This window comes from Vibrio superstes, from assembly GCF_003569005.1.
Taxonomy (GTDB): domain Bacteria; phylum Pseudomonadota; class Gammaproteobacteria; order Enterobacterales; family Vibrionaceae; genus Vibrio; species Vibrio superstes.
Window position 1 is genome coordinate 1,606,256 of record NZ_BCUR01000001.1, and the last position, 19,806, is coordinate 1,626,061.

Genomic DNA, 19,806 nt, shown 5'->3' on the forward strand with positions numbered 1-19,806 from the left:
ATAGAGTGCTGGGTAAGATGAGTAGAAAAACAGATCGCAAAAACCGCCTAAAAAGACGGTTCAAGAGTGAAGCTATGAATACAAATACGGATTACTTATGGTCTGGATTTACAGCTCCGCCCGCTAAGTACTTCAGTTCGCGACCTCCAAACAGGTCATATTCAACATCGTGTGAGGCACCGTAATTGCGCACGGTATAGTTAAAGTCTTCGCCATTTGTTTCTAGGTTATTTGGCGCATCGTCACCACATCCAAAACTGATGGTTACACTGCCATCGGCGTTCTTATCCCACTCATATGAGTTGATTGAGAACCTCTCAGTATCAAGCATATAACCCGCAGCATCATATAAGGTGATCGAGGTGAAGTATTTGTTATCCGGCTCTTGGAACGTCGTGGTTTGACATACTGAACCTTCAAATTGCTTTGTGTTACGATAGATATTTGAAACACCTACCTCAATTGGCATTCCGCCCCAACCTTGCGCATTTGAACGCATTTGACGTCCATTGTTAGCGTCTGCAGCGTCTGAGCTCTCAACGTAGAAGAAGTCTTCACCAGCGTCTAAAAACTCTTGCTTCAACTTTTTAGTCATCGCCTCACGTTGGGCAACATCGTAGTTAGGTGCAATATAGCCTTCAGGTGAAAACTCTTGGGTACCAGAATAGTCGACATGGAAGCGAGATTGAGCTGCCAGTGCGTCAGTCAAGTCAGTTTTATCTTCGACACCTGCTCTAAAGATAATAAATGCGAAATCGGTATCAATCTTAATCGAGTACTCACCTGGGCCCACTTGATACATTGGAGACGCTGATGTCTCGTCTAAGATATGGACCGAAGTGTAAACGTCTTTTGTACCAGGTTTGTTTTCAAACTCGTCAATAGTGACATGGATATAGCCGTCTTTATCTGCGTGAGCGATAGCAGAAGAGTAGAGTGAGTCTTGGTTCATGCGAACAACAGGCGCTTTATCACCAGCAGGTACTAGAATAGGCAGGTGCACTATCTCTTTATCTGCTCCACGTTTATCCCAATTACCCATATATTTTGCCGCAGCCGCTTGGTTGTAGTTTTGTTCAGTCACTGCAATGGTGTCAGCCGCCACTGCGTGCATTGGAAGAGTCATAGTCGCTAGAACCAAAGATGAAACAGCAGTTAGTTTAAATAAGTTCGTCATAGTCATTCCTAATGTGTATTGGGATTTAATCATTTTCTTGTTGGAATAAATAATAAGCACTTGCGCATGATTCATCTAACGACTTATAATTATGATTAATTATGATCAAATCGAATAATATGAGTATGAATAGATTGTTATCGAGAGTAGATCTAAATTTGTTGGTAACGCTGGATGTGCTTCTTAAAGAGAAAAACGTCACTAGAGCGGCTGAGGTTTTGTTTGTCTCTCAGTCGGCAGTCAGTCGTTCTTTAGCTCGCCTGCGGGACACGTTTGATGATCCACTGTTTACACGAGTAGCTTCAGGGCTTGTACCAACCGAGAAAGCCCTAGAGATAGAAAAGCAGTTGTTGGTTCTGTTGCCACAACTTAGCGAGGTCTTTAGCCAAGAGGCATTTGATCCGAAGAAAGCCGATAATGCGTTTGCTATATCACTTCCTACTTTGCTATCTAGTGCATTAACGCCTGTGTTGATGAAAGAACTAAGAGGCGTTGCGCCAAGCATGCGAGTGTCGGAATATGCGGCCAAAGCCAATCCGTACTCATCGTTAGATCAAAGCCAGATTGATTTTGCGGTGCACTTTGCTGATTCTCCTAACCAACGCTATGTATCAAAACAAATCGGCACGCTTAGACCTCAGCTGTTTGTTAGACCCAACCATCCACTGTTGGTGAAAGGCGATATCGTTATTGAGGATACCTTTAATTATTCAATGGTAGGTATGGTGGTAGAAGAGGACCAATATCATTCATTTAGCGCGCCAATTACCCAAGTGTATAAAGACTTAATGATCGACAGGCGTCCAATTCTGCGAAGCTCTCAAACACAGGTTTTGATTGATGTTGTCTCTGACTCGGATGCCATCTTGTTTGGAACTAACTGCCTAAAAGCCCTGAGAACCTATGGAAAGGATTTTGTAGACTTGAGATCTGAGCAGATCGAAAACAACAAGAATTACGCGGTTCCTGTGCATTTAGTACATCATCAGAGAACAAGCAATAGTGTCGCACATCAATGGATGAGCCATTTGCTCGCACAGCAGATATCTAAATTGTTAATTTAGAAAACAGCATAATAAAGATTATTGGCGATCGTGTTGAAGCGGGTGTTTGGTTATTGTCAGAAGAGCCTAGTCCATTATTCAATATTTTTACTCATTGCATAATTATCCAATAGTCGATAATTTGTTTCATCTTTACTGCGTAACAAGGATATCTGGAATTGGAACTCGCAACCTTATGGGTTTTTATCCCCACCTTTCTTTTTGTATCAATTACACCGGGTATGTGTATGACATTAGCTCTTGGTCTAGGAATGAGCATTGGCTATAGGCGCACTCTTTGGATGATGCTTGGTGAGGTGTTTGGTGTTGCTGTTGTTGCCATTAGTGCGGTACTAGGCATTGCTGCGGTTATGATAAAGATGCCAATGCTGTTCATTGGTTTTAAAACCGTGGGGGCTTTGTACCTTGGCTACCTTGGCGTACAAATGTGGCGATCCAAAGGGAAGATGGCAATTACCGATGAGAACTTAGAGTCATCCAATGCCTCAAACTACGGTTTAGTGGCACAGGGCTTTATAACCGCGATTGCAAATCCCAAAGGATGGGCGTTCATGATCTCACTATTACCTCCTTTTATCAGTGCTAAACATGCGGTCGCACCGCAACTCCTCATCCTAGTGAGTATCATTATGCTATCAGAATTTATCTGTATGAGTATCTATGCCTCAGGAGGCAAGGGGCTCAGGGTCATGCTGTCTAACACGAGCAATGTAAAGATGATGAATCGTATTGCAGGGACATTAATGATTGGTGTGGGGGTGTGGTTGTTCGTGAGTTAAGTTTGAGTGATGGATCTCAATAGCCTAACTGCGTCATAAGCAAATTTGTGCTAATTTACTCGTAAATCAACAAAGAATGTGGAAATAGAGATGTCTTCTTCATCAGATTATACTGGCAGCAGCGCGGCATACGCTCGCAAAGAAGCGGGTTACCGTGATAAAGCCCTGAAACTTTATCCTTGGGTGTGTGGCAGTTGCGCACGAGAGTTTGTCTATTCAAACCTGCGTGAACTAACGGTTCACCACAAAGATCATGACCATACTAATAACCCTGAAGATGGGAGTAACTGGGAACTGCTTTGCCTGTACTGCCATGATCATGAACATTCTAAATACACAGACCATGAGCGCTATGGCGTTGACCCTGTAGCAAGAGCTGATGAGCACCAATCGGCAACACACAACCCGTTTGCCGATCTTGCCAAGATGATGAAAAAATAAGCTCTAATATAGCAACATGCCTAAGGTTGCTGTGAGATGCTTATTGTAAATAATGGGGTAATACGTCTATTGCCCCTTGTACTTGCCCATTCCAACTTCCCACACTTTTAATTGCATAAAGCTTAGATTGCACCCGCCGTATTTTATTCGATGAGTGTCACTATAACGGGTCACTAAGGGGCTCGATATGGATTTACATCTCAATAATAAACAAGTACTTGTAACGGGCGGTTCATCAGGAATCGGTGCGGCAATCGTAAAAACCTTTCTCAAAGAAGGTGCGAATGTTCATTTCTGTGCCAGAGAACAAGGCAAGATAGATGCTTTATTAAATGAGTTGAAAGACTATCAAAACGTCTATGCTAAGCGCCTTGATGTTACTAATGAGGCTGAATTTAGATCTTGGGTTTCAGGGATAGGACAGATAGACATTCTTATTGCGAACGTCAGTGCTTTGTCTGGTGATTGGAAGCCCTCTATTCAGACAGATCTTATTGCTACTGTTAGTAATATTGAAACTGTTGTACCGTTAATGAATCGAGACATACCAGCTGTGACCTTTATTGGTTCGATCAGCGCGAGCGTGAGTGAACCTCAGGGCAATGCTTATGGGGCAATTAAAGCCGCAGTCACCCATTATATCCAGTCTCTATCCAAGCAATATGCAGGGCAAATTAGGTTTAACATGGTTGCTCCTACATCTACATTATTTGCTGGTGGTAGTTGGGATAAGTACCGCTTAAGCAATCCTGAGAAGTACCAAGATAAAGTAGAACGAATGCCAATGAAACGATTAGCCACACCTGAAGAGGTTGCCAGTACGGTTGTATTTGTGTCGTCTCCCTTAGCTAGCTTTATTTCTGGTGAAGTTATTCATGTTGACGGTGGAGAGCGACACTCTATCGATTTGTGAGGGTGAAAATAGTAAAAGAGCGTCCAATGGGATGAACGCTCATTACGTTTGTACTGATACCAATCGTAGTAAATAACTGCTCATCCTAGCTTGTTAAAACACTCGATAACGGCGTTAGAATTTTTGATTGTAGAATAACTACTTATCAAAAAGTTCTGCCTTGTTATCCAGCGTTTTTCCTACGCTATTTCTGACCACTTACTTACTGTGATTGGTATGACTATTTCTCGATTGCGTTTTGAATTGAAGGGCTGATCTGACGCTTTCTCGAGGTGACTCCATCAAGGGATAGCATGTTTCCAGCAATCTTAGTATTGAAGGCCGATTCTAAGATTTGCTTTTCTGACTCACTAGTCCAAAGTAGATTTGCTCTTTTGTTAGCGGTGTCTGTAATAGAGAAGAAGAGCTGGTCAAGTCCTTGTTCTTCTTTGTACTCTTTCATCGCTTTTAGTAACTCGGGCTTGCGCTCGATAAGTTGGTCTGCGGTTAAAGTCTCGGCAACACCAATACCTACCTTTTGCCCACCAAACTCAAAGTTCTTGTAGTCCATGGTTAAAATGGTTTCAGCACTGAGATGACTGAGATCTGATTTTGCCACTAACATCTGCTGACCAAAATCTTTGATATCTTCAACGCCAGCTATTTTTGCCAGTTTCTCCGCATATTGATGATCATATTCAGTGGTGGTTGAAGATTCAAATACAACGGTATCCGATAAGATAGCGCCAAGGCCTGCACAAGCGACAGATTTTGGCAGTTCAACATTAAGGCTTTCTGCATTGGCAGCAAGAATGGTGGCTGCGGAGCCCCAAGGGCGGATATCAATGGACACCAATTGTGGCGTATTTACTGGAGATCCACCTATCGCATGATGATCAATGATGGCAACGATAGAATCTGATGAGATGCTTGGTGCTAGTTGAGTTCGTTGGTTGAAGTCTACAAGGCCTACCTGGTAGCCAGAGTAATCTGAAACGACCTTAGGCATTTCAGCATTACAGTAGTTTAGGACAAACGTTGACTCTGGGTTAATTTCTTCGGCAACGGTTGCCGCTCCACCATAGATATGTGCTGCCAAAATAGCGGATGATACCGTATCGGTGTCGGGGCTAAGGTGGCCAACCCATACAAGATTGTCTGTGTTGTTGTTGGACGGTTGAACTAAATCGAGCGCTGCAAATGCTGAGCCACTGAATGCCATCAAAATAGCAAAAGCTGTACTTGTCTGCTTCATCTTACAAAATTCCTTATTTGAAAACGTGAAGCAATATATTTTTTTTAGATGACAGTTATATTGAAGTTAGAAAACAAAAGATTACAAGATGTAACTAAATGTAAGCTAGTGAGTGTGTGTCTGTCTTGTGGGGAGTGTTGAAGCTGGGTGAAAAAAGGTGTTATGTAGGTAAAACTTGTTTATCGGTGTTGTGAGAAGAAACCTGAGAAATAAAAAAGACCTACACATAAGAGTGTAGGTCTTAAATAGAATCAATTACTTAATGAACTGACGCAACTGCTGCTTTACGGCTTCCTTGGCAAAGCTTTGCTCAACGCTGTTGAGATAAATCGCATGATAATCTAGCTCTGATAGCTCAAACAACTCGCACACCTTTTGCACTTCTTTTGTCATAGTGGTGTTTGAAACCGTTCTATTGTCGGTGTTGATAGTGACCGCTAGGCCTTGTTCATAAAAGCGTTTTGCAGGGTGTGATTCGATGTTTTCAACCGCTTTAGTTTGAACGTTACTGCTAGGGCAGGTTTCAAGTCCAACGTGGTTGTTTTTAACTGCATCATAGCCACCTGCATGGTTGATGATATGAATGCCGTGCCCGACACGCTCAGCTTTAAGCAGCTCCACAGCATCCTGAACGTTTTGACCATCACCTTGCTCACCAGCATGTATGGTGACATGAAAGCCTCTGCTACGCGCATAGTCTGTTTCTTCAACAAAATCGTGACAGAAACCCGATAGCTCTGCGCCAGCAAGGTCAAAGGCTACTACGCCATTTTCTAGCAGTTTAGCACCTTCATCAATCACTAGATTGATGTCATCTTTAGGCATAGTGCGCAAGATACACAGTATGCAGTTGCCGCGAATATCAAATGCTTGTTCAGCACGCTGCATACCTTTAACCACAGATGTAATGATTTGCTCGACACTCAGACCTTGATTGGTATGGAGCAAGGGAGCAAAGCGTACTTCTAGATACTTAACGTTTTCTTTAGCCGCATCTTCGAATACTTCGTAAGAGATTCGTTCTAGAGCGCCTTGGGTTTGCATTACCTGAAGGGGTAGGTCAAAGCGAGTAAGGTACTGCTGAAGGTCGACACAGGTTTCTGGAGCAATCATAAGATCGCGAATCACATTAACGTCTTGGCTTGGAATAACAATTTGCTGACTGTTCGCAAGATCAATAATGGTTTCAGGTCGAACACTGCCATCAAGATGGCAATGCAGGTCAATTTTTGGGAGAGAGAAAAAATCCATAAGTCGTCACCTTTATCACGAGAGAGGAACAAATAAAGACAATGACTTCATAATCAAAGGATAGGCCTTTGGTAGAGACTCCCACACCATATCAGAGGGATTATATGAAGCATATTTGTGGCGTGATTCTAGCAACTGCAGGTAGGTGTTACAAACTGTTGCAGACAAAAGAGGTTCCTATTTGGCGTTACTTTTGTCTGTTAGGGGTGATTTAGAGTTGTTTAGAAATTACAGCGGTAAATGCGACAAAGGCAAGCTCGAGCAACATGAGTTCTCCTTTACCTCTATTAAAGCGGCTTGTAACACTTATGAACGCAACTATCGTGATTACAAAAGGGATGACGTATGTAACCAAACGTTGAGAGAGCAATAAATGGTTTAATGACCAACTAAGTAAAAGGAAGTGAGAGGCAACGATACGTTAACAAAGAGTGAGCAGGCGGTCATGTCATTTTATCGCGCTAATCTATTAACAAGGCCATTAATTTTTAACTTAAAAATAATTAGTTCTATAACTAAAAATATCCCTTGATTTAACAGAAATAATTCCGTTCAGATTCATATAAACCACCCATCTCGTTACAATCTGTTGCAAGTCAATGAGATACAAAGATACTAAGAATCAATGACTTAATTGTGTTCTTGTATGACAAATACCCAAAAGGGGGTATATTTTTGTGAAATTGATCTGGGTCAATTTTGAATTGCAGTTCCCAAATACAATCGCGCAAGTTTTTATATTTTTTAAGGAACCGCTATGAGCAAGATGAAGCTAGTTATCATCGGAAACGGCATGGTGGGACACCGTTATATTGAAGATCTTGTTGAGAAAACTGATGTTTCCAACATGGATATTACTGTGTTCTGCGAAGAGCCACGCATCGCCTACGATCGTGTTCACCTATCCTCTTATTTCTCTCACCACACCGCAGACGAGCTTTCTCTTGTTAAAGAAGGTTTTTATGAAAAGCACGGCATCAACGTTTTGTTGGGCGAGCGTGCTATTAACGTAAATCGCGAAAACCGTATCGTTCATTCAAGCACTGGTCGTGAAATAGAATACGACAAGCTAGTTATGGCGACAGGTTCTTTCCCATTCGTTCCGCCTATCAAGGGCAACGAGAGCAAAGACTGTTTTGTATACCGCACAATCGAAGACCTTAAGTCAATCGAAGCAACGGCGAAAAACAGTACTGTTGGTGTTGTTATCGGCGGTGGTCTTCTTGGCCTTGAAGCTGCTGGTGCGCTGCGTGCACTAGGCGTGGAAACTCACGTTGTTGAGTTCGCTCCAAAGCTAATGGCTGAGCAGTTAGACCTAGCGGGTGGTAATCAGCTTCGTCAAAAAATCGAGCGCATGGGTGTTAATGTTCATACAAGCAAAAACACCCTTGAAATTACACCAGAAGGCAAAGAATTACGAAACGTGATGCGTTTTGCTGATGGTACTGAGCTAGAGACTGACTTCATCGTATTCTCTGCGGGTATTCGTCCTCAAGACAAACTTGCACGCCAAATGGGTCTAGATATCGCGCCTCGCGGCGGTATTGCAATTAACAACCATTGCCAAACTTCAGACGAAAGCATCTACGCTATCGGTGAGTGTGCTTCGTGGAATGAAACCTTCTTTGGTCTGGTGGCACCTGGCTACAAGATGGCCACTGTTGCTGTTGACCACGTAGTAGGCAACGACAGCCAGTTTGAAGGCGCAGACATGAGCGCTAAGTTGAAGCTACTGGGCGTTAAAGTGGGTTCAATTGGTGATGCGAACGGCCGTACTCCTGGCTGTAAGAGCTACGTTTACCAAAACGAAGAGCAAGAAGTTTACAAACGTATCATCGTTTCCGAAGACAACAAGAAACTGCTTGGTGCGGTAATGGTGGGTGACACTTCTGATTATGGCGATCTTCTTCAGCTAATGCTGAACGATATGGACCTACCAGAACACCCTGATGCTTTGATCCTTCCAGCACACGCTGGCGCAGAAAAACCAACGCTAGGTGCAGATGCACTGCCTGAAAGCGCGGTTATCTGTTCTTGTTTTGATGTCACTAAGGGCAAGATTGCTCAAGCGGTTGCTGATGGCCACCACACTATTGGTGATGTGAAAGCGGTGACGGGTGCAGGCACAGGCTGTGGCGGTTGTATCCCTCTTGTGACATCAGTACTGAACGCTGAGCTTGCTAAAGCGGGTGTGGAAGTGAAGAGCGATGTGTGTGAGCACTTTGCTTACTCTCGCCAAGAGCTGTTCCACCTTATTCGCATCGAAGAAATCAAAACCTTTGACGAGTTGCTAGAGAAGTACGGTAAGGGCTATGGTTGTGAAGTCTGTAAGCCTCTTGCGGGTTCTATCTTGGCGTCTTGCTGGGGTGAGCATATCCTTAAGCCAGAATTGGTTAAGCTGCACGACACTAACGACAACTTCCTAGGCAACATCCAAAAAGATGGTACTTACTCTGTTATCCCTCGTATGGCGGGTGGTGAAGTGACACCTCAAGCCCTTGGTGCGCTGGCTAACGTTGCTGCAGAATACAACCTTTACACTAAGATAACCGGTGCTCAACGTATTGGTCTATTTGGTGCTCAAAAAGACGACCTTCCTGCTATTTGGGGCAAACTCATTGATGCTGGCTTTGAAACGGGTCAAGCGTATGCAAAAGCATTGCGTATGGCTAAGACCTGTGTGGGTTCGACTTGGTGTCGCTACGGCGTTCAAGACTCTGTGGGCCTAGGCTCTATGATTGAGAACCGTTACAAGGGTATCCGTACTCCTCATAAGATGAAGTTCGGCGTATCTGGTTGTACTCGTGAGTGTGCTGAAGCGCAAGGTAAAGACTTGGGTATCATCGCGACCGATGCTGGCTGGAACATGTATGTATGTGGTAACGGTGGTATGAAACCACGTCACGCAGACCTACTAGCAACAGACTTAGACCAAGAAACACTGATCAAATACATCGACCGTTTCATGATGTTCTACATCCGCACGGCAGCGCCACTTCAACGTACTTCGGTATGGCTTGAAAACCTAGAAGGCGGCGTAGATTACCTACGTGAAGTCATCGTTGAAGACAAACTAAACATCAACGCTCAACTTGAGGCTGATGTCGCTAAGCTAGTTGAAGAATTCCGCTGTGAGTGGACTGATACTATCAACGATGAAAAACAACTGACTCGTTTCTCTCACTTTATTAATTCAGACCTTCGTGACGACAACGTCGTGTTTGTGAGTGAGCGTGACCAACATCGTCCAGCAACCTTCACGGAAAAACACCCTGAAGCAAAAGGCGATATCTTCCACGCAGCAGTTACTGAGTAAGAGGGCGTAATCATGAGTTTTGAAAAAGTTTGTAAGATCGATGACATCGTACCGGGTACAGGCGTATGTGCACTAGTTGCTGGTCAGCAGGTTGCACTATTTCGTCCTTCTGCTGATGAGAAGGTATTTGCTATCTCAAACACAGACCCATTTGCGCAATCTAACGTGTTGTCGCGCGGCTTGATTGTAGAGCACAAAGACGAACTATGGGTCGCAAGTCCATTGAAGAAACAGCGCTTCAACTTAAGTACGGGTGTTTGCATGGAAGATGAGCGTTTTAACGTTAAATCTTTTAAAGCACGCGTGGTTAAGGGTGCAGTAGAAGTTTCTGCATAAAAGATTTAATAGCGAAAGGGTTTCTTGCTCTCGCTCTTTGTATAAAGAAGCAAGGGCAGGGAGCCTTTGACTATTCAATCTTAACTTTAACTTTTATATGGATAACAAAATGAATGATCTAAAACCTGCAGAGTTTGTGCAAACGATGATAGATGTTGGTGAAGCCAAGGTGAAAACAAGCACGCGAGATCTTCTTCTCCGTGGCACCATGGCAGGTATCATCCTGTCTTTAGCAGTAGTGGTAGCAATCACAACTATTGTTCAAACTGGCGTAGGCATTGTAGGAGCACTTGTGTTCCCAGTGGGCTTCTGCATCTTGAGTCTTATGGGTTACGACCTAGTGACAGGTGTATTTGGCCTAGCTCCACTAGCAAAATTTGAAAACCGTAAAGGCGTTACTTGGGGTCGCATTATGCGTTGTTGGGGCCTTGTAGGTCTTGGTAACCTAATCGGCTCTTTGATTGTTGCGTTCCTGATTGCAGTTTCTCTAACAGGTAACTTCTCTCTAGATCCAAACGCAGTAGCACAGAAGTTCATCGCCGTTTCAACCGCTCGTACTGTTGGCTTTGAGAACATGGGTATGGACGGATGGATTACGTGTTTCGTTCGCGGCATCTTCTGTAACCTTATGGTTTGTCTAGGTGTTATTGGCAACATGACTGCTCGTACTGTTGCTGGCAAGATTGCGGCTATGTGGCTACCGATCTTCATCTTCTTCGCGCTAGTATTTGAACACACAGTAGTAAACATGTTCCTGTTCCCACTAGGTATGATGCTAGGTGCTGACTTTGGTATTGCAACTTGGTTGAACTTCAACCTTATCCCAACAATTCTAGGTAACATCGTTGGTGGTTTACTGTTTACTTGTATCCCACTTTACCTAACCCACGCTAAAACTGCTCCAGCAATCGACGCTGAAGAGAAAGTAGAAGCTAAGCTAGCAACACAGCGTTAATTTCTGACATTGCCTCACCTTTGTGTGGGGCAATTGTTTATAACAAGTGGTCGAGAGCCGAGTTGTTGGCCACTTCTTATAAATAATTGTGTCGCTTTAGTACGAGAGTTCTATGGCGCTTTGCATTAGAGAGCTTTTTTATGACGTTTAAATCAATCTCTTCAAATCAAGGTGGATTTGTTTCTTTGGTCGGTGCTGGCCCAGGTGATCCCGATCTTTTGACTGTAAAGGCATTACGTCTGATACAGAAAGCAGAAGTGATTGTGTATGACCGCTTGGTCTCAGCGGAAATTATGGAACTGGTTAACCCTGATGCGGAACTTATTTACGTGGGTAAGCGTCTAAATCATCACTGTGTACCGCAAGATCAGATCAATCAAGTGTTGGTCGAAAAAGCGCAACAGGATAAGCATGTTGTTCGCCTCAAAGGTGGTGATTCGTTTATTTTTGGTCGTGGTGGTGAAGAACTCGAAAAGTTAGCTTTAGAAGAGATCCCATTTGAAGTGGTACCCGGCATTACAGCAGCTGCAGGTTGTACCGCCTATGCTGGTATACCGTTGACCCATAGAGATCATGCGCAAAGCGTTCACTTTATTACTGGTCACCTTAAAAAAGAAGGCATGGATATAGATTGGGCAAGCTTATCCAAGGGCAATACAACCTTAGTGTTTTATATGGGCCTAAAAGAAAGTGGTAATATTCAAGATAAGCTAATAACTGCCGGTTTATCGGAGGAGACTTCCATTGCAATCATTGAGCGCGGCACTACACCTCAGCAACGAGTGTTAACTGGAACACTTTCCCAGCTATCAACGATAGCTCAAAAAGCTGAAAGCCCATCATTGATTGTGGTTGGTAGCGTGACAAGTCTACAATCAAAATTGAACTGGTTTGGAGCTTAATGAGGCTTTGTTGCTTAAACCTCGTTGCAAAACAACTAACTGTGAGCAGTGAAAAAGCATTATATTTTCCTTATGCAAGTTGATGTGCAGGGGTACTGTTTGTGCAGATTTGTTGTGAGTGGTGTAGTAAATTCGTGCGTTAACAGTGCAAACGAACTCAAGTCGATCTATTGTTATAGTTGAAAGCTGTAATGAGAGTTTTAGGAAGAAACCTCAAATAGAGCAGTTACGCTTTAGCAAGGAAAGCTAAATATGAAAAAACGAATTCTGGGGGCGACATCGCTTTCAGGGAGTCTGGTGTATTTCCTTTTTGGATTGGCACTGGTGACCTCTCTCTCTACCTATCAAGGGTATTCGGCGCCAATTACACATGCGTCTTTTTTTGCCAATAGTTGGCAATGGCTAGCTAGCATTCTATTTTGCTGGGGCTTGTTGCTGATCTTCTTTACTAGTGCTCGTCGTACTGTCAGAGCGGTGTGGTCTTTAGTCATCATTATTGCCGCGCTAGGTGTCGGCCGCTTTGTTGGTTCACACTCCGTACAACAGATACAATATAAAGAGCCTGGGGTTTCTATGGCTGTGGTGCCTGCACAAACTCAACAAACTCAAGAACCCATCACGTTACCACAACCTACAGATTTGAATCAGAGTTACCAACAGGCCGTAATGGAGTCGGGTTGGTATTCGATTTTGGATATCTCTCGCCTACAAAACGATAAAGACTTAGTGGAAAGCTACGCAATCATCAAGGACACCAAGTCGGCAATTCTTAATCATCTTCTACAAACACAACAACAAGTGCATGAGCTCGAGCAACAACTTTACGACAATGAAGCCAGTGCCCAAATGGAAGACAATTACATCGATGCACAGATCCTACATTCTCAGCAGCAAAACGAGATGTGGAAGGCTGAACTGGCCGCACTACAAGAGGTGAGAAGTATTATAGAGATGCTAGATGCGAATCGTGATGGCTGGACCATCCAAGATGGCGCTATCGTCTTTCACTCTAATGCAGATAAACAACGTTTTGAAGATATTGTCGCTAGGATACAGGTCATCGCGGAACATCAGCGACAACTAACAGAATCGGTGAACTAAGAGTAGCCCATTTATAAGCCAGCAGAACGCCCCCTCATGTTGAGGGGGCGTTTTCGTCTTTATTGTCATCAAAGCTGGTGTTTTAACAAGCTAGGTTGAGCAGTTAGTTACTACGATTGGTATAAATAATTGCTCATTTCCGATGCGAGTTAAATAGTGCTCTATGTGTTCGGTTTCTGCTTTGTCCTCTTTCACTCAGCCTCTTAATAAGCCCTATAACAATGATGCCATCTGGGTTGAAATGAGTGTAAAGAATAGGTTATCTGCGATCTGGTATAGGATTCTTTTGGCAAATGGTCGAAGATGGTAATGGCGGGGTGTCAGGGGAATTAAAGTGCTGCCTATGTAAGACAGCACTTAACTCTAAGTTAGTAATTTATTTCGCTGTTTTCTCTGGAGATGACGCGTTGCATTGGCTCAGTGCCGTCATAAAACCAAATCTCAGCGAGTAAGCTCGTATATTCTTGTGCGTACGTGATATTGATCTCTCCTTTTCCGCTATCAAGGGCTCCGTTAGCAATGCGATATGCGTAATCTGGGGTGAATGTGCCGTCAACGCTTTCTTGGAATTCGCTGTATACAGAGATATAAGCGCGCTGCGTGCTAATACCGCTGATGTCCACTAGTACTTCGACGGATTGGGTTGGGTTGTAATCGAAGTCATCTGGTACTGACAAGTCTTGCATAGAGCGTAGCGGTGCTTGAACACTTGCTTCTTCTGTTACTCCGCTGTCACCGCTAGCCACAGGCTCATCGACATGAGCCGCTCCTGATGAAGAATCGGAGCCACCACCGCCACACGCTGTAAGCATCAAAACCGCTAGAATAGATGTTGTTTTAGTGAATGTATTCATAATGAGATCCTCTATAGTCCTAGCTTAGTTTTATTGGTCGTAGATTTTCGAACGGTTAGAGCGGTTTCGCTTGTGCCATGTGGTTTTTTGTTGCCCCCCCGATTCTGCATATTCAGCAAACTCTGGGTAGGCATGGACTAAATCTGTGCGTTCTAGAGGCCATCTCCATTCCTCGGTCATTAATAGTGCCCATGGCAGGTTATTGTCTGTTTTAAAGTAGGTGCCTTGCTCTGGATTACTAGCATCCACGCCTAGGTTAAACATGGCGTCGCCGTTAAATCTTTCCGTTGGCGCATAGTCAGCTAAGTGAACTTCCCATTGGCGCCCAGGTTGGAATGGCAGTCCCTCACCATGGTAATAACCTGGGGTTGCGAAGATAAAGGGGTCGTAAGGCATGGCTATCAGGTTGCTGCGGTCGCTATTGCTATCTAGTGTGATGTGCAGTTCAAAGCTAAAGTTCTCGTCCTCGACACATCCAACCTGAGTTCTAAAGAAAGAACAGGTATTGGTTTTATATTCTGTTAAGTCGGCATCTATGATGAAGATAGCCTCGTTGCTATCTAGCTCTATTCCATTATCTTCTAGCAAAACGCCATTGTGATATTGACGAGTTAACAGTGTATCTATGTCAGTTTGTAAGATACCTTGTAAACGCACCGCGAAGCCGTTGTGGTAGTCAGCGCCAACTGCAGCTAAACGACCTTGTACTAAGGATTTTTGGACTTGGTTGTCACGCAGTACTTCTGTGACACGATAGTGCATGACCACATCGTTCATGTCGTAATCAGCGGTGTATGGCCAGTTATCCTCATAGGCGAGGGTGGCGTAGCCAGTTTCACTTGGGAAATGTCGGATTGTGATGCCGGCGGTTGAAACATTGATAGGGTGATCTTCTACCTCACCTGAGGTAGCGCCACCGAAATAATCTAGCCCTTGTTGTTGGCTAAATCTAAAGCGTGTCCATGTGCGCCCATCTACTGCGTTGTAATCTACGGTAAAGGGTAGAGCGTTTAAACCCGCAGAGAGTTGGACATCTGAAAATACCTTTTCGCCTTCGTCATCAAAGTCGCCGTCTTGGTTCCAATCAAACCACGCAGACAGATAGCCCTGAGTAGAGGCATTAATGCTGACAATAGAGTCTAGTCCTGGCTCCATAGCCGTTACGAAGCCAACCCCAGATTCATCATCAATGCCTGTTGTATCATCACTTAGTGGAGCAATAAGGCCATCTTGTTCTCCATCTGGGGCTTGATTACCCAAGTAGGTGATACCATCAAGTTGGTGCCGCGGACCGTTGCTTATTAGCGTGGTGAGATAACTTTCGGGAGCATCACCGAAGTCGATCGTTGAGTCTTCATCTATGATGGGGGCATTGGCGCAGCGAGCGCCATCATTTTGAGAAGAGCTTGGTCCGTCAGCGAATTTAACCGCTGGGACAATCCCTTCTGCGATTTTTGCAGGATCAGAAAGATCGACACGATAGATGTTGCCATCATTGTTTCGAGAAACGTAGTAATTACCGTTTACGTCAAAGTAGCCTGCGCCAAAGGTACCTGTTACACCTGTATCGCCGATAGCGGTTGCGGCACCTGTAGTGGTGTTAAAACGATATAAAATGCCACTGCCATTATCGATACCATAAAGCTGCTCGTCACCGGGATGGAATGCGAAGTCAGTAAGCTTTACCGATGCTGTGTTGCTGATCTGCTCTACAACAAGATAAGTACTTGGGTCGTCATTTAGTGGAGACAGGTCAATTTTAAACAGCCCTTTTCCCTGCCGATATAGGTAATAGATGTTGTTAATAACATCACCCACATAAAAAGTGTGGTCTGTAGGGAGACCAACAGTGTTGAGGACTTCGGCTTGAAAGTTGTCACCCAGTCGCACAATTTGTTTGTTGCCCGTGTCATAGCCATAAATATATCGGCTATCGAAATCAAAACCCACAGCATTGATATTGGTGTTAAGCCCGGTATCACCTTGTAGCAGTGCTGTTTGCCCTGTCACCAAATTGACCCCGTAAACCTGAACTGGGTTTGCTTGAAACAAATAGGCTTTGCTTGGGCAAGTCTCAAATGCAGCCGCTTTGGCCTCTGAAGCCATAAAGCTAGCTCCTGTTGCGACTAGAATGCCCAAAAGACTTTTGTTGAATCCTTTGTGGTTTGACATCTTGATTTCCCTATACGTTGATGACGCCAGTAGTGGTGAATAACCGGCTAGTGTGTTCGTATTAGGGTTATTCCAAGATGCGTGCCAACTTATATGGGCCATTGACGGGTAAAATCGATCTATCATTGCTGATTTGATTCTCATTTTGAGAAAGCCCCGAAAATCTGCGCTCTAGAAATAAAAAAAGCCCAACTAGGTTGGGCAAATGGAGATCCTTGGAATTTAAAAGGAAATGATTATTCAATAATTACTGACCTCTGCCATCGACCATGATGCGCAGTGTTTTTACTGTGATCTGAAAATCAGTTACGAACCAATTTCGAACTGAGTTGTGAGACAATGCATAGCTGTGGTCATAACCTACCTTTGAGCGAACATCTTCTATGGAGGTATCGTAGCCTTGATTCACTTGTGCAAGACCGGTGATCCCAGGTAGTACCCCATAAGTGCGGTCTGCAAAAAATGGGATCTCTTTCTCTAGGGTTTTGTAAAACACCGGACGCTCTGGGCGAGGGCCAATGAGCGACATTTCTCCTTTCAACACGTTAAACAGTTGTGGCAGTTCATCTAAGCGAGTCTTTCTTAAAAAGCGTCCTACAGATGTAATTCGCGGGTCGTGCTTAGTTGCCCATGCCGCACCTTTTGCTTCGGCATCTTGATACATAGTGCGGAACTTAATGATCTCAAAAAGAGCCATTTCGTTAGGTGTCGATTTTCCTACTCGCAATTGACGATAGAACAACGGGCCCTTTGACGTGCCGAGAACGGCAATCGCGATAAATGGCATTAAAGGTAGCAGAAATGCGATACCAATAAGTGACCCGGTAACGTCAAAGAACCGTTTACCTAAGGTGATGGTATTGTTCTTTTTAGTAAGCGTATACATAAGTAATTCCTTTTAAACTAACAAGTTAGTGGCTATTTTTGATAACCAAATAGCGTAGCCCACCGATCAGACTGGCGGTGTGTCCTAGTAATATGTAATGAATGAGCCCAAAGGGTTTGAATGACAACAGTGAGGGACATGCCCAGCACACAAGGCTGGTGGCATAAACCGCAAGCTGCAGGTAGAAGGCAATTTGGAATACAGCGTACTGTTGCAATAATGCACTGCTCACAAGTGTGGCAAGCATTAGATATGGCATTAACAAACGCAGCCCCTTCCCTGAAAAGAAAGCGAACGCTATCGCCTTAAACTTTGGATGAAATAATCCAAAAAGCGTAATGGCCTGCTGCATATTTCCGGCGGAAATTCTTAGGCGCCGTGCAAAGTCATCGCTAAGTTGCGTAGGTTGCATTTCGGTGGCAATTACATTGGTGTCGTAGTCGGCTAGATAGCCTTTTTGAACAATTCGCATTGGTAAAATGAAGTCATCATTGATGCTGTTTGAGGCCAAAGGCTGAAATAGGTGACTGCGAAACACGTAGAATGCACCGTGTGAACCAATAGACGTCGCGAGATTTGCCTCCGCAGATTTAATACTACTCTGATACTGCCAATATTTTTCTTCCCCCTCGCTCCCACAATCAAACAACGAGTAGGTACCGTTTACTACACCAACTTGTTCATTTTGAAAGTGAGACTCAGCAATCAGTAAGGCATCAATAGAGATCAGTGAAGTCACATCACTGAGTACGGTCAAGTCAGACTGAGTCGACTCCATGGCTTCGTTGATGATGGCGACTTTGCCTCGGTTTTGCTTATGCTCAATAACCTCAAACAGTGTGTCAGAACAAATAGCTTCTTGAATGGTGGCATTTGCAACATTCACAGTATTGTCGCTGCACCCATCACAGATGATCTTTACTGATAATTTTTGACTGGGGTAATCCAATGATGCGGTGTTGCGGATCTTGTCAGCAATCCACTCTTCTTCATTGTACGCTGGGATAACAACAGTAATGGTAGGGCGTTCGCTATCTTCAGCTGTCCTTTGAAAGTGACGCAACGAGATTGTGGTTTCCTCTTTTACTGTACGTTTAGCGATGAGCTTAAGCAGTAGAGGATACCCCACGTGGTGGTAGACAATAAGAAAGCTAGCCACAACGAATACTGCAATAAGCAGAGCATGGTAAGTAGACATGATTAAGCTCCCATATTAGCGAGTTGTTGATAGCGAGAGACTACGTCACGAATATCGTGTTTCTTCACGACATGCTCTCTTGGTGAGGTGCTTGATGGCTTAAAGCCCTTGATGGCCTGTGCGAGTTTTTGGGAACAGTTTGCTTCCACCAATAGTCCGCTATCTGGACATAGGGTTTCGGCAGATGCACCGACATCAGTCACTAGGGTGGGCGTGCCACAAGATTGCGCCTCAATAGCGGTTAATGGAAAACCTTCGTGGCGAGAGGGCAGGCAAAACAGGTCTAAGCTTTGGTAAAACATCGGCATATTTTCCAATCGACCTAGGAAAAACACTCGCTCTTCTAGACCTAAGCTATCTGTGAGGGTTTTAAGCGCTTTAAATTGAGAGCCGTCACCAGCGATAGCCAACTGATATTGCTGAGGGAGTTCGATTATCGCCTGAATCAGCAAGTCATGACCTTTAACAGACTCCAATCGTCCTGCTGTGCCTATTAAGGTTTTGTCTTTAGGTAGGTTTAATGCCTCTCTAGACACTTTTTTTTGTCCCTCAACAAAGCGCAACGTATCAATGCCATTGTGAATGGTCGTAAGCTTTGAATGAGCGAATAGCTCTTCTAATCGTTTTTCAACCTTAAGAGCGTCCGCTACAACCATAGGCTGCACCCACATCAGCAATGCACGCTGCAATTGACGGTGCTTAAAGCTGTTTAGATGCCATACGTCGTGTTCAGTGTGGAGCTTAGCCTTAATGCCGCACTGCTTTGCAGCAAGGCCTGCATATAATAGAGGGCCAATGTGATGAGTGTGAACAACATCGACACCTAACTCTCGGAACAAAGCACTAAGGTCAGAGATGGTTTTGAGATTGAAGGCATCGGGTTTGTTAAGAAATACCAAGTGATTCGCAAAAGCTTTAAGTCGAGGCCACTTTGCTAAGGCTTGCTGTTTGGTTCCCTGCAGGCTGACAATATACACCTCGTGGTCAATGCTACCAAAAGAAACGAAGTCCAGTGCCAAACTCTCAATACCCCCAGGGGCAAGATGCTGCACGACGTGAACTACAGTTTTACTTTCCTTGTTCATAACGATTCCTTATGTGGAGTCTTAGCGTGTTGCGAGGCAACCTAAATTAACTATGACTGTACTTTGCAGGAGTCGTGCCAACTTTAACTCGTTGTTTTATGGACGTTTTATCAGGCTAGCAATGATCTTTCTTACTCTGAGA

17 protein-coding genes and 1 riboswitch are annotated in these 19,806 nt (G+C 44.1%); of the genes, 9 read left to right on the forward strand and 8 right to left on the reverse strand.

Translation table 11 applies throughout. The features are described from left to right. Nucleotides 1-91: 91 nt before the first annotated feature. Nucleotides 92-1,177: a DUF1214 domain-containing protein gene (locus D5I41_RS06870; RefSeq protein WP_119009142.1), complete on the reverse strand. Its 1,086-nt coding sequence runs from the start codon at nt 1,175-1,177 to the stop codon at nt 92-94. A 125-nt stretch (nt 1,178-1,302) separates the two neighbouring features. On the opposite strand from D5I41_RS06870, the gene D5I41_RS06875 reads away from it, so the two are divergent. From D5I41_RS06875 to D5I41_RS06890, 4 genes are all read left to right on the forward strand, one after another. Next, nucleotides 1,303-2,241, forward strand: coding sequence for a LysR family transcriptional regulator (locus D5I41_RS06875; protein ID WP_235868876.1), 939 nt, complete (start codon nt 1,303-1,305; stop codon nt 2,239-2,241). A gap of 158 nt (nt 2,242-2,399) precedes the next feature. After that, entirely contained in the window at nt 2,400-3,020 is a 621-nt protein-coding gene (locus D5I41_RS06880) for a LysE family translocator (RefSeq protein WP_119009144.1), read from the forward strand. A 90-nt stretch (nt 3,021-3,110) separates the two neighbouring features. Continuing rightward, entirely contained in the window at nt 3,111-3,461 is a 351-nt protein-coding gene (locus D5I41_RS06885; RefSeq protein WP_017032163.1) for a YajD family HNH nuclease, read from the forward strand. Nucleotides 3,462-3,648: 187 nt separating this feature from the next. After that, nucleotides 3,649-4,374, forward strand: coding sequence for an SDR family NAD(P)-dependent oxidoreductase (locus tag D5I41_RS06890; protein ID WP_119009145.1), 726 nt, complete (start codon nt 3,649-3,651; stop codon nt 4,372-4,374). A gap of 220 nt (nt 4,375-4,594) precedes the next feature. Here D5I41_RS06890 and D5I41_RS06895 read toward each other — a convergent pair whose 3' ends face one another. Both D5I41_RS06895 and add read right to left on the reverse strand, forming a co-directional pair. Beyond that, complete coding sequence (locus D5I41_RS06895; RefSeq protein ID WP_119009146.1) at nt 4,595-5,608, reverse strand: manganese-dependent inorganic pyrophosphatase; 1,014 nt, start codon at nt 5,606-5,608, stop codon at nt 4,595-4,597. A 255-nt stretch (nt 5,609-5,863) separates the two neighbouring features. Then, entirely contained in the window at nt 5,864-6,859 is a 996-nt protein-coding gene (gene add / locus D5I41_RS06900; protein WP_119009147.1) for an adenosine deaminase, read from the reverse strand. A 30-nt stretch (nt 6,860-6,889) separates the two neighbouring features. After that, nucleotides 6,890-6,987, reverse strand: a riboswitch (purine riboswitch). 629 nt (nt 6,988-7,616) lie between these two features. Here add and nirB point away from each other — a divergent pair. The 5 genes from nirB to D5I41_RS06930 all read left to right on the forward strand — a co-directional run bounded on the left by nirB (nt 7,617) and on the right by D5I41_RS06930 (nt 13,469). Beyond that, nucleotides 7,617-10,175, forward strand: coding sequence for a nitrite reductase large subunit NirB (gene nirB / locus D5I41_RS06910; RefSeq protein WP_119009149.1), 2,559 nt, complete (start codon nt 7,617-7,619; stop codon nt 10,173-10,175). A 12-nt stretch (nt 10,176-10,187) separates the two neighbouring features. Next, nucleotides 10,188-10,511, forward strand: coding sequence for a nitrite reductase small subunit NirD (nirD, locus tag D5I41_RS06915; protein ID WP_119009150.1), 324 nt, complete (start codon nt 10,188-10,190; stop codon nt 10,509-10,511). Nucleotides 10,512-10,620: 109 nt separating this feature from the next. Continuing rightward, nucleotides 10,621-11,466 carry a formate/nitrite transporter family protein gene (locus D5I41_RS06920; protein ID WP_119009151.1) on the forward strand — a complete coding sequence of 282 codons (846 nt, stop codon included), beginning with the start codon at nt 10,621-10,623 and terminating at the stop codon, nt 11,464-11,466. A 140-nt stretch (nt 11,467-11,606) separates the two neighbouring features. Then, nucleotides 11,607-12,368, forward strand: coding sequence for a uroporphyrinogen-III C-methyltransferase (cobA, locus tag D5I41_RS06925; protein ID WP_119009152.1), 762 nt, complete (start codon nt 11,607-11,609; stop codon nt 12,366-12,368). Between the two features lie 252 nt (nt 12,369-12,620). Further along, on the forward strand, nt 12,621-13,469 hold the full coding sequence (locus D5I41_RS06930; RefSeq protein WP_119009153.1) for a hypothetical protein: 849 nt from the start codon (nt 12,621-12,623) through the stop codon (nt 13,467-13,469). Between the two features lie 368 nt (nt 13,470-13,837). Here the strand turns inward: D5I41_RS06930 and D5I41_RS06935 are convergent, their stop codons facing one another. The 5 genes from D5I41_RS06935 to D5I41_RS06955 form a co-directional block, all read right to left on the reverse strand. After that, on the reverse strand, nt 13,838-14,323 hold the full coding sequence (locus tag D5I41_RS06935) for a hypothetical protein (protein ID WP_119009154.1): 486 nt from the start codon (nt 14,321-14,323) through the stop codon (nt 13,838-13,840). 30 nt (nt 14,324-14,353) lie between these two features. Further along, complete coding sequence (locus tag D5I41_RS06940) at nt 14,354-16,495, reverse strand: LruC domain-containing protein (protein ID WP_119009155.1); 2,142 nt, start codon at nt 16,493-16,495, stop codon at nt 14,354-14,356. Between the two features lie 247 nt (nt 16,496-16,742). After that, nucleotides 16,743-17,381: a sugar transferase gene (locus D5I41_RS06945; protein ID WP_119009156.1), complete on the reverse strand. Its 639-nt coding sequence runs from the start codon at nt 17,379-17,381 to the stop codon at nt 16,743-16,745. A 25-nt stretch (nt 17,382-17,406) separates the two neighbouring features. Next, the gene (locus tag D5I41_RS06950; RefSeq protein ID WP_119009157.1) at nt 17,407-18,579 is read right to left on the reverse strand and encodes a glycosyltransferase family 2 protein; all 1,173 of its coding nucleotides are present in this window, start codon (nt 18,577-18,579) and stop codon (nt 17,407-17,409) included. A 2-nt stretch (nt 18,580-18,581) separates the two neighbouring features. Then, the gene (locus D5I41_RS06955; protein ID WP_119009158.1) at nt 18,582-19,664 is read right to left on the reverse strand and encodes a glycosyltransferase; all 1,083 of its coding nucleotides are present in this window, start codon (nt 19,662-19,664) and stop codon (nt 18,582-18,584) included. Nucleotides 19,665-19,806 lie beyond the last annotated feature (142 nt).

What these genes read in the sequence shown, in the direction of transcription:
- D5I41_RS06885 (WP_017032163.1), top strand. Translation starts at nt 3,111, where the DNA reads ATGTCTTCTTCATCAGATTATACTGGCAGCAGCGCGGCATACGCTCGC.
- D5I41_RS06870 (WP_119009142.1), bottom strand. Translation starts at nt 1,177, where the DNA reads ATGACGAACTTATTTAAACTAACTGCTGTTTCATCTTTGGTTCTAGCG.
- add (WP_119009147.1), bottom strand. Translation starts at nt 6,859, where the DNA reads ATGGATTTTTTCTCTCTCCCAAAAATTGACCTGCATTGCCATCTTGAT.
- D5I41_RS06940 (WP_119009155.1), bottom strand. Translation starts at nt 16,495, where the DNA reads ATGTCAAACCACAAAGGATTCAACAAAAGTCTTTTGGGCATTCTAGTC.
- D5I41_RS06920 (WP_119009151.1), top strand. Translation starts at nt 10,621, where the DNA reads ATGAATGATCTAAAACCTGCAGAGTTTGTGCAAACGATGATAGATGTT.
- D5I41_RS06935 (WP_119009154.1), bottom strand. Translation starts at nt 14,323, where the DNA reads ATGAATACATTCACTAAAACAACATCTATTCTAGCGGTTTTGATGCTT.
- D5I41_RS06890 (WP_119009145.1), top strand. Translation starts at nt 3,649, where the DNA reads ATGGATTTACATCTCAATAATAAACAAGTACTTGTAACGGGCGGTTCA.
- nirB (WP_119009149.1), top strand. Translation starts at nt 7,617, where the DNA reads ATGAGCAAGATGAAGCTAGTTATCATCGGAAACGGCATGGTGGGACAC.
- D5I41_RS06875 (WP_235868876.1), top strand. Translation starts at nt 1,303, where the DNA reads ATGAATAGATTGTTATCGAGAGTAGATCTAAATTTGTTGGTAACGCTG.
- nirD (WP_119009150.1), top strand. Translation starts at nt 10,188, where the DNA reads ATGAGTTTTGAAAAAGTTTGTAAGATCGATGACATCGTACCGGGTACA.
- D5I41_RS06945 (WP_119009156.1), bottom strand. Translation starts at nt 17,381, where the DNA reads ATGTATACGCTTACTAAAAAGAACAATACCATCACCTTAGGTAAACGG.
- D5I41_RS06955 (WP_119009158.1), bottom strand. Translation starts at nt 19,664, where the DNA reads ATGAACAAGGAAAGTAAAACTGTAGTTCACGTCGTGCAGCATCTTGCC.
- cobA (WP_119009152.1), top strand. Translation starts at nt 11,607, where the DNA reads ATGACGTTTAAATCAATCTCTTCAAATCAAGGTGGATTTGTTTCTTTG.
- D5I41_RS06950 (WP_119009157.1), bottom strand. Translation starts at nt 18,579, where the DNA reads ATGTCTACTTACCATGCTCTGCTTATTGCAGTATTCGTTGTGGCTAGC.
- D5I41_RS06930 (WP_119009153.1), top strand. Translation starts at nt 12,621, where the DNA reads ATGAAAAAACGAATTCTGGGGGCGACATCGCTTTCAGGGAGTCTGGTG.
- D5I41_RS06895 (WP_119009146.1), bottom strand. Translation starts at nt 5,608, where the DNA reads ATGAAGCAGACAAGTACAGCTTTTGCTATTTTGATGGCATTCAGTGGC.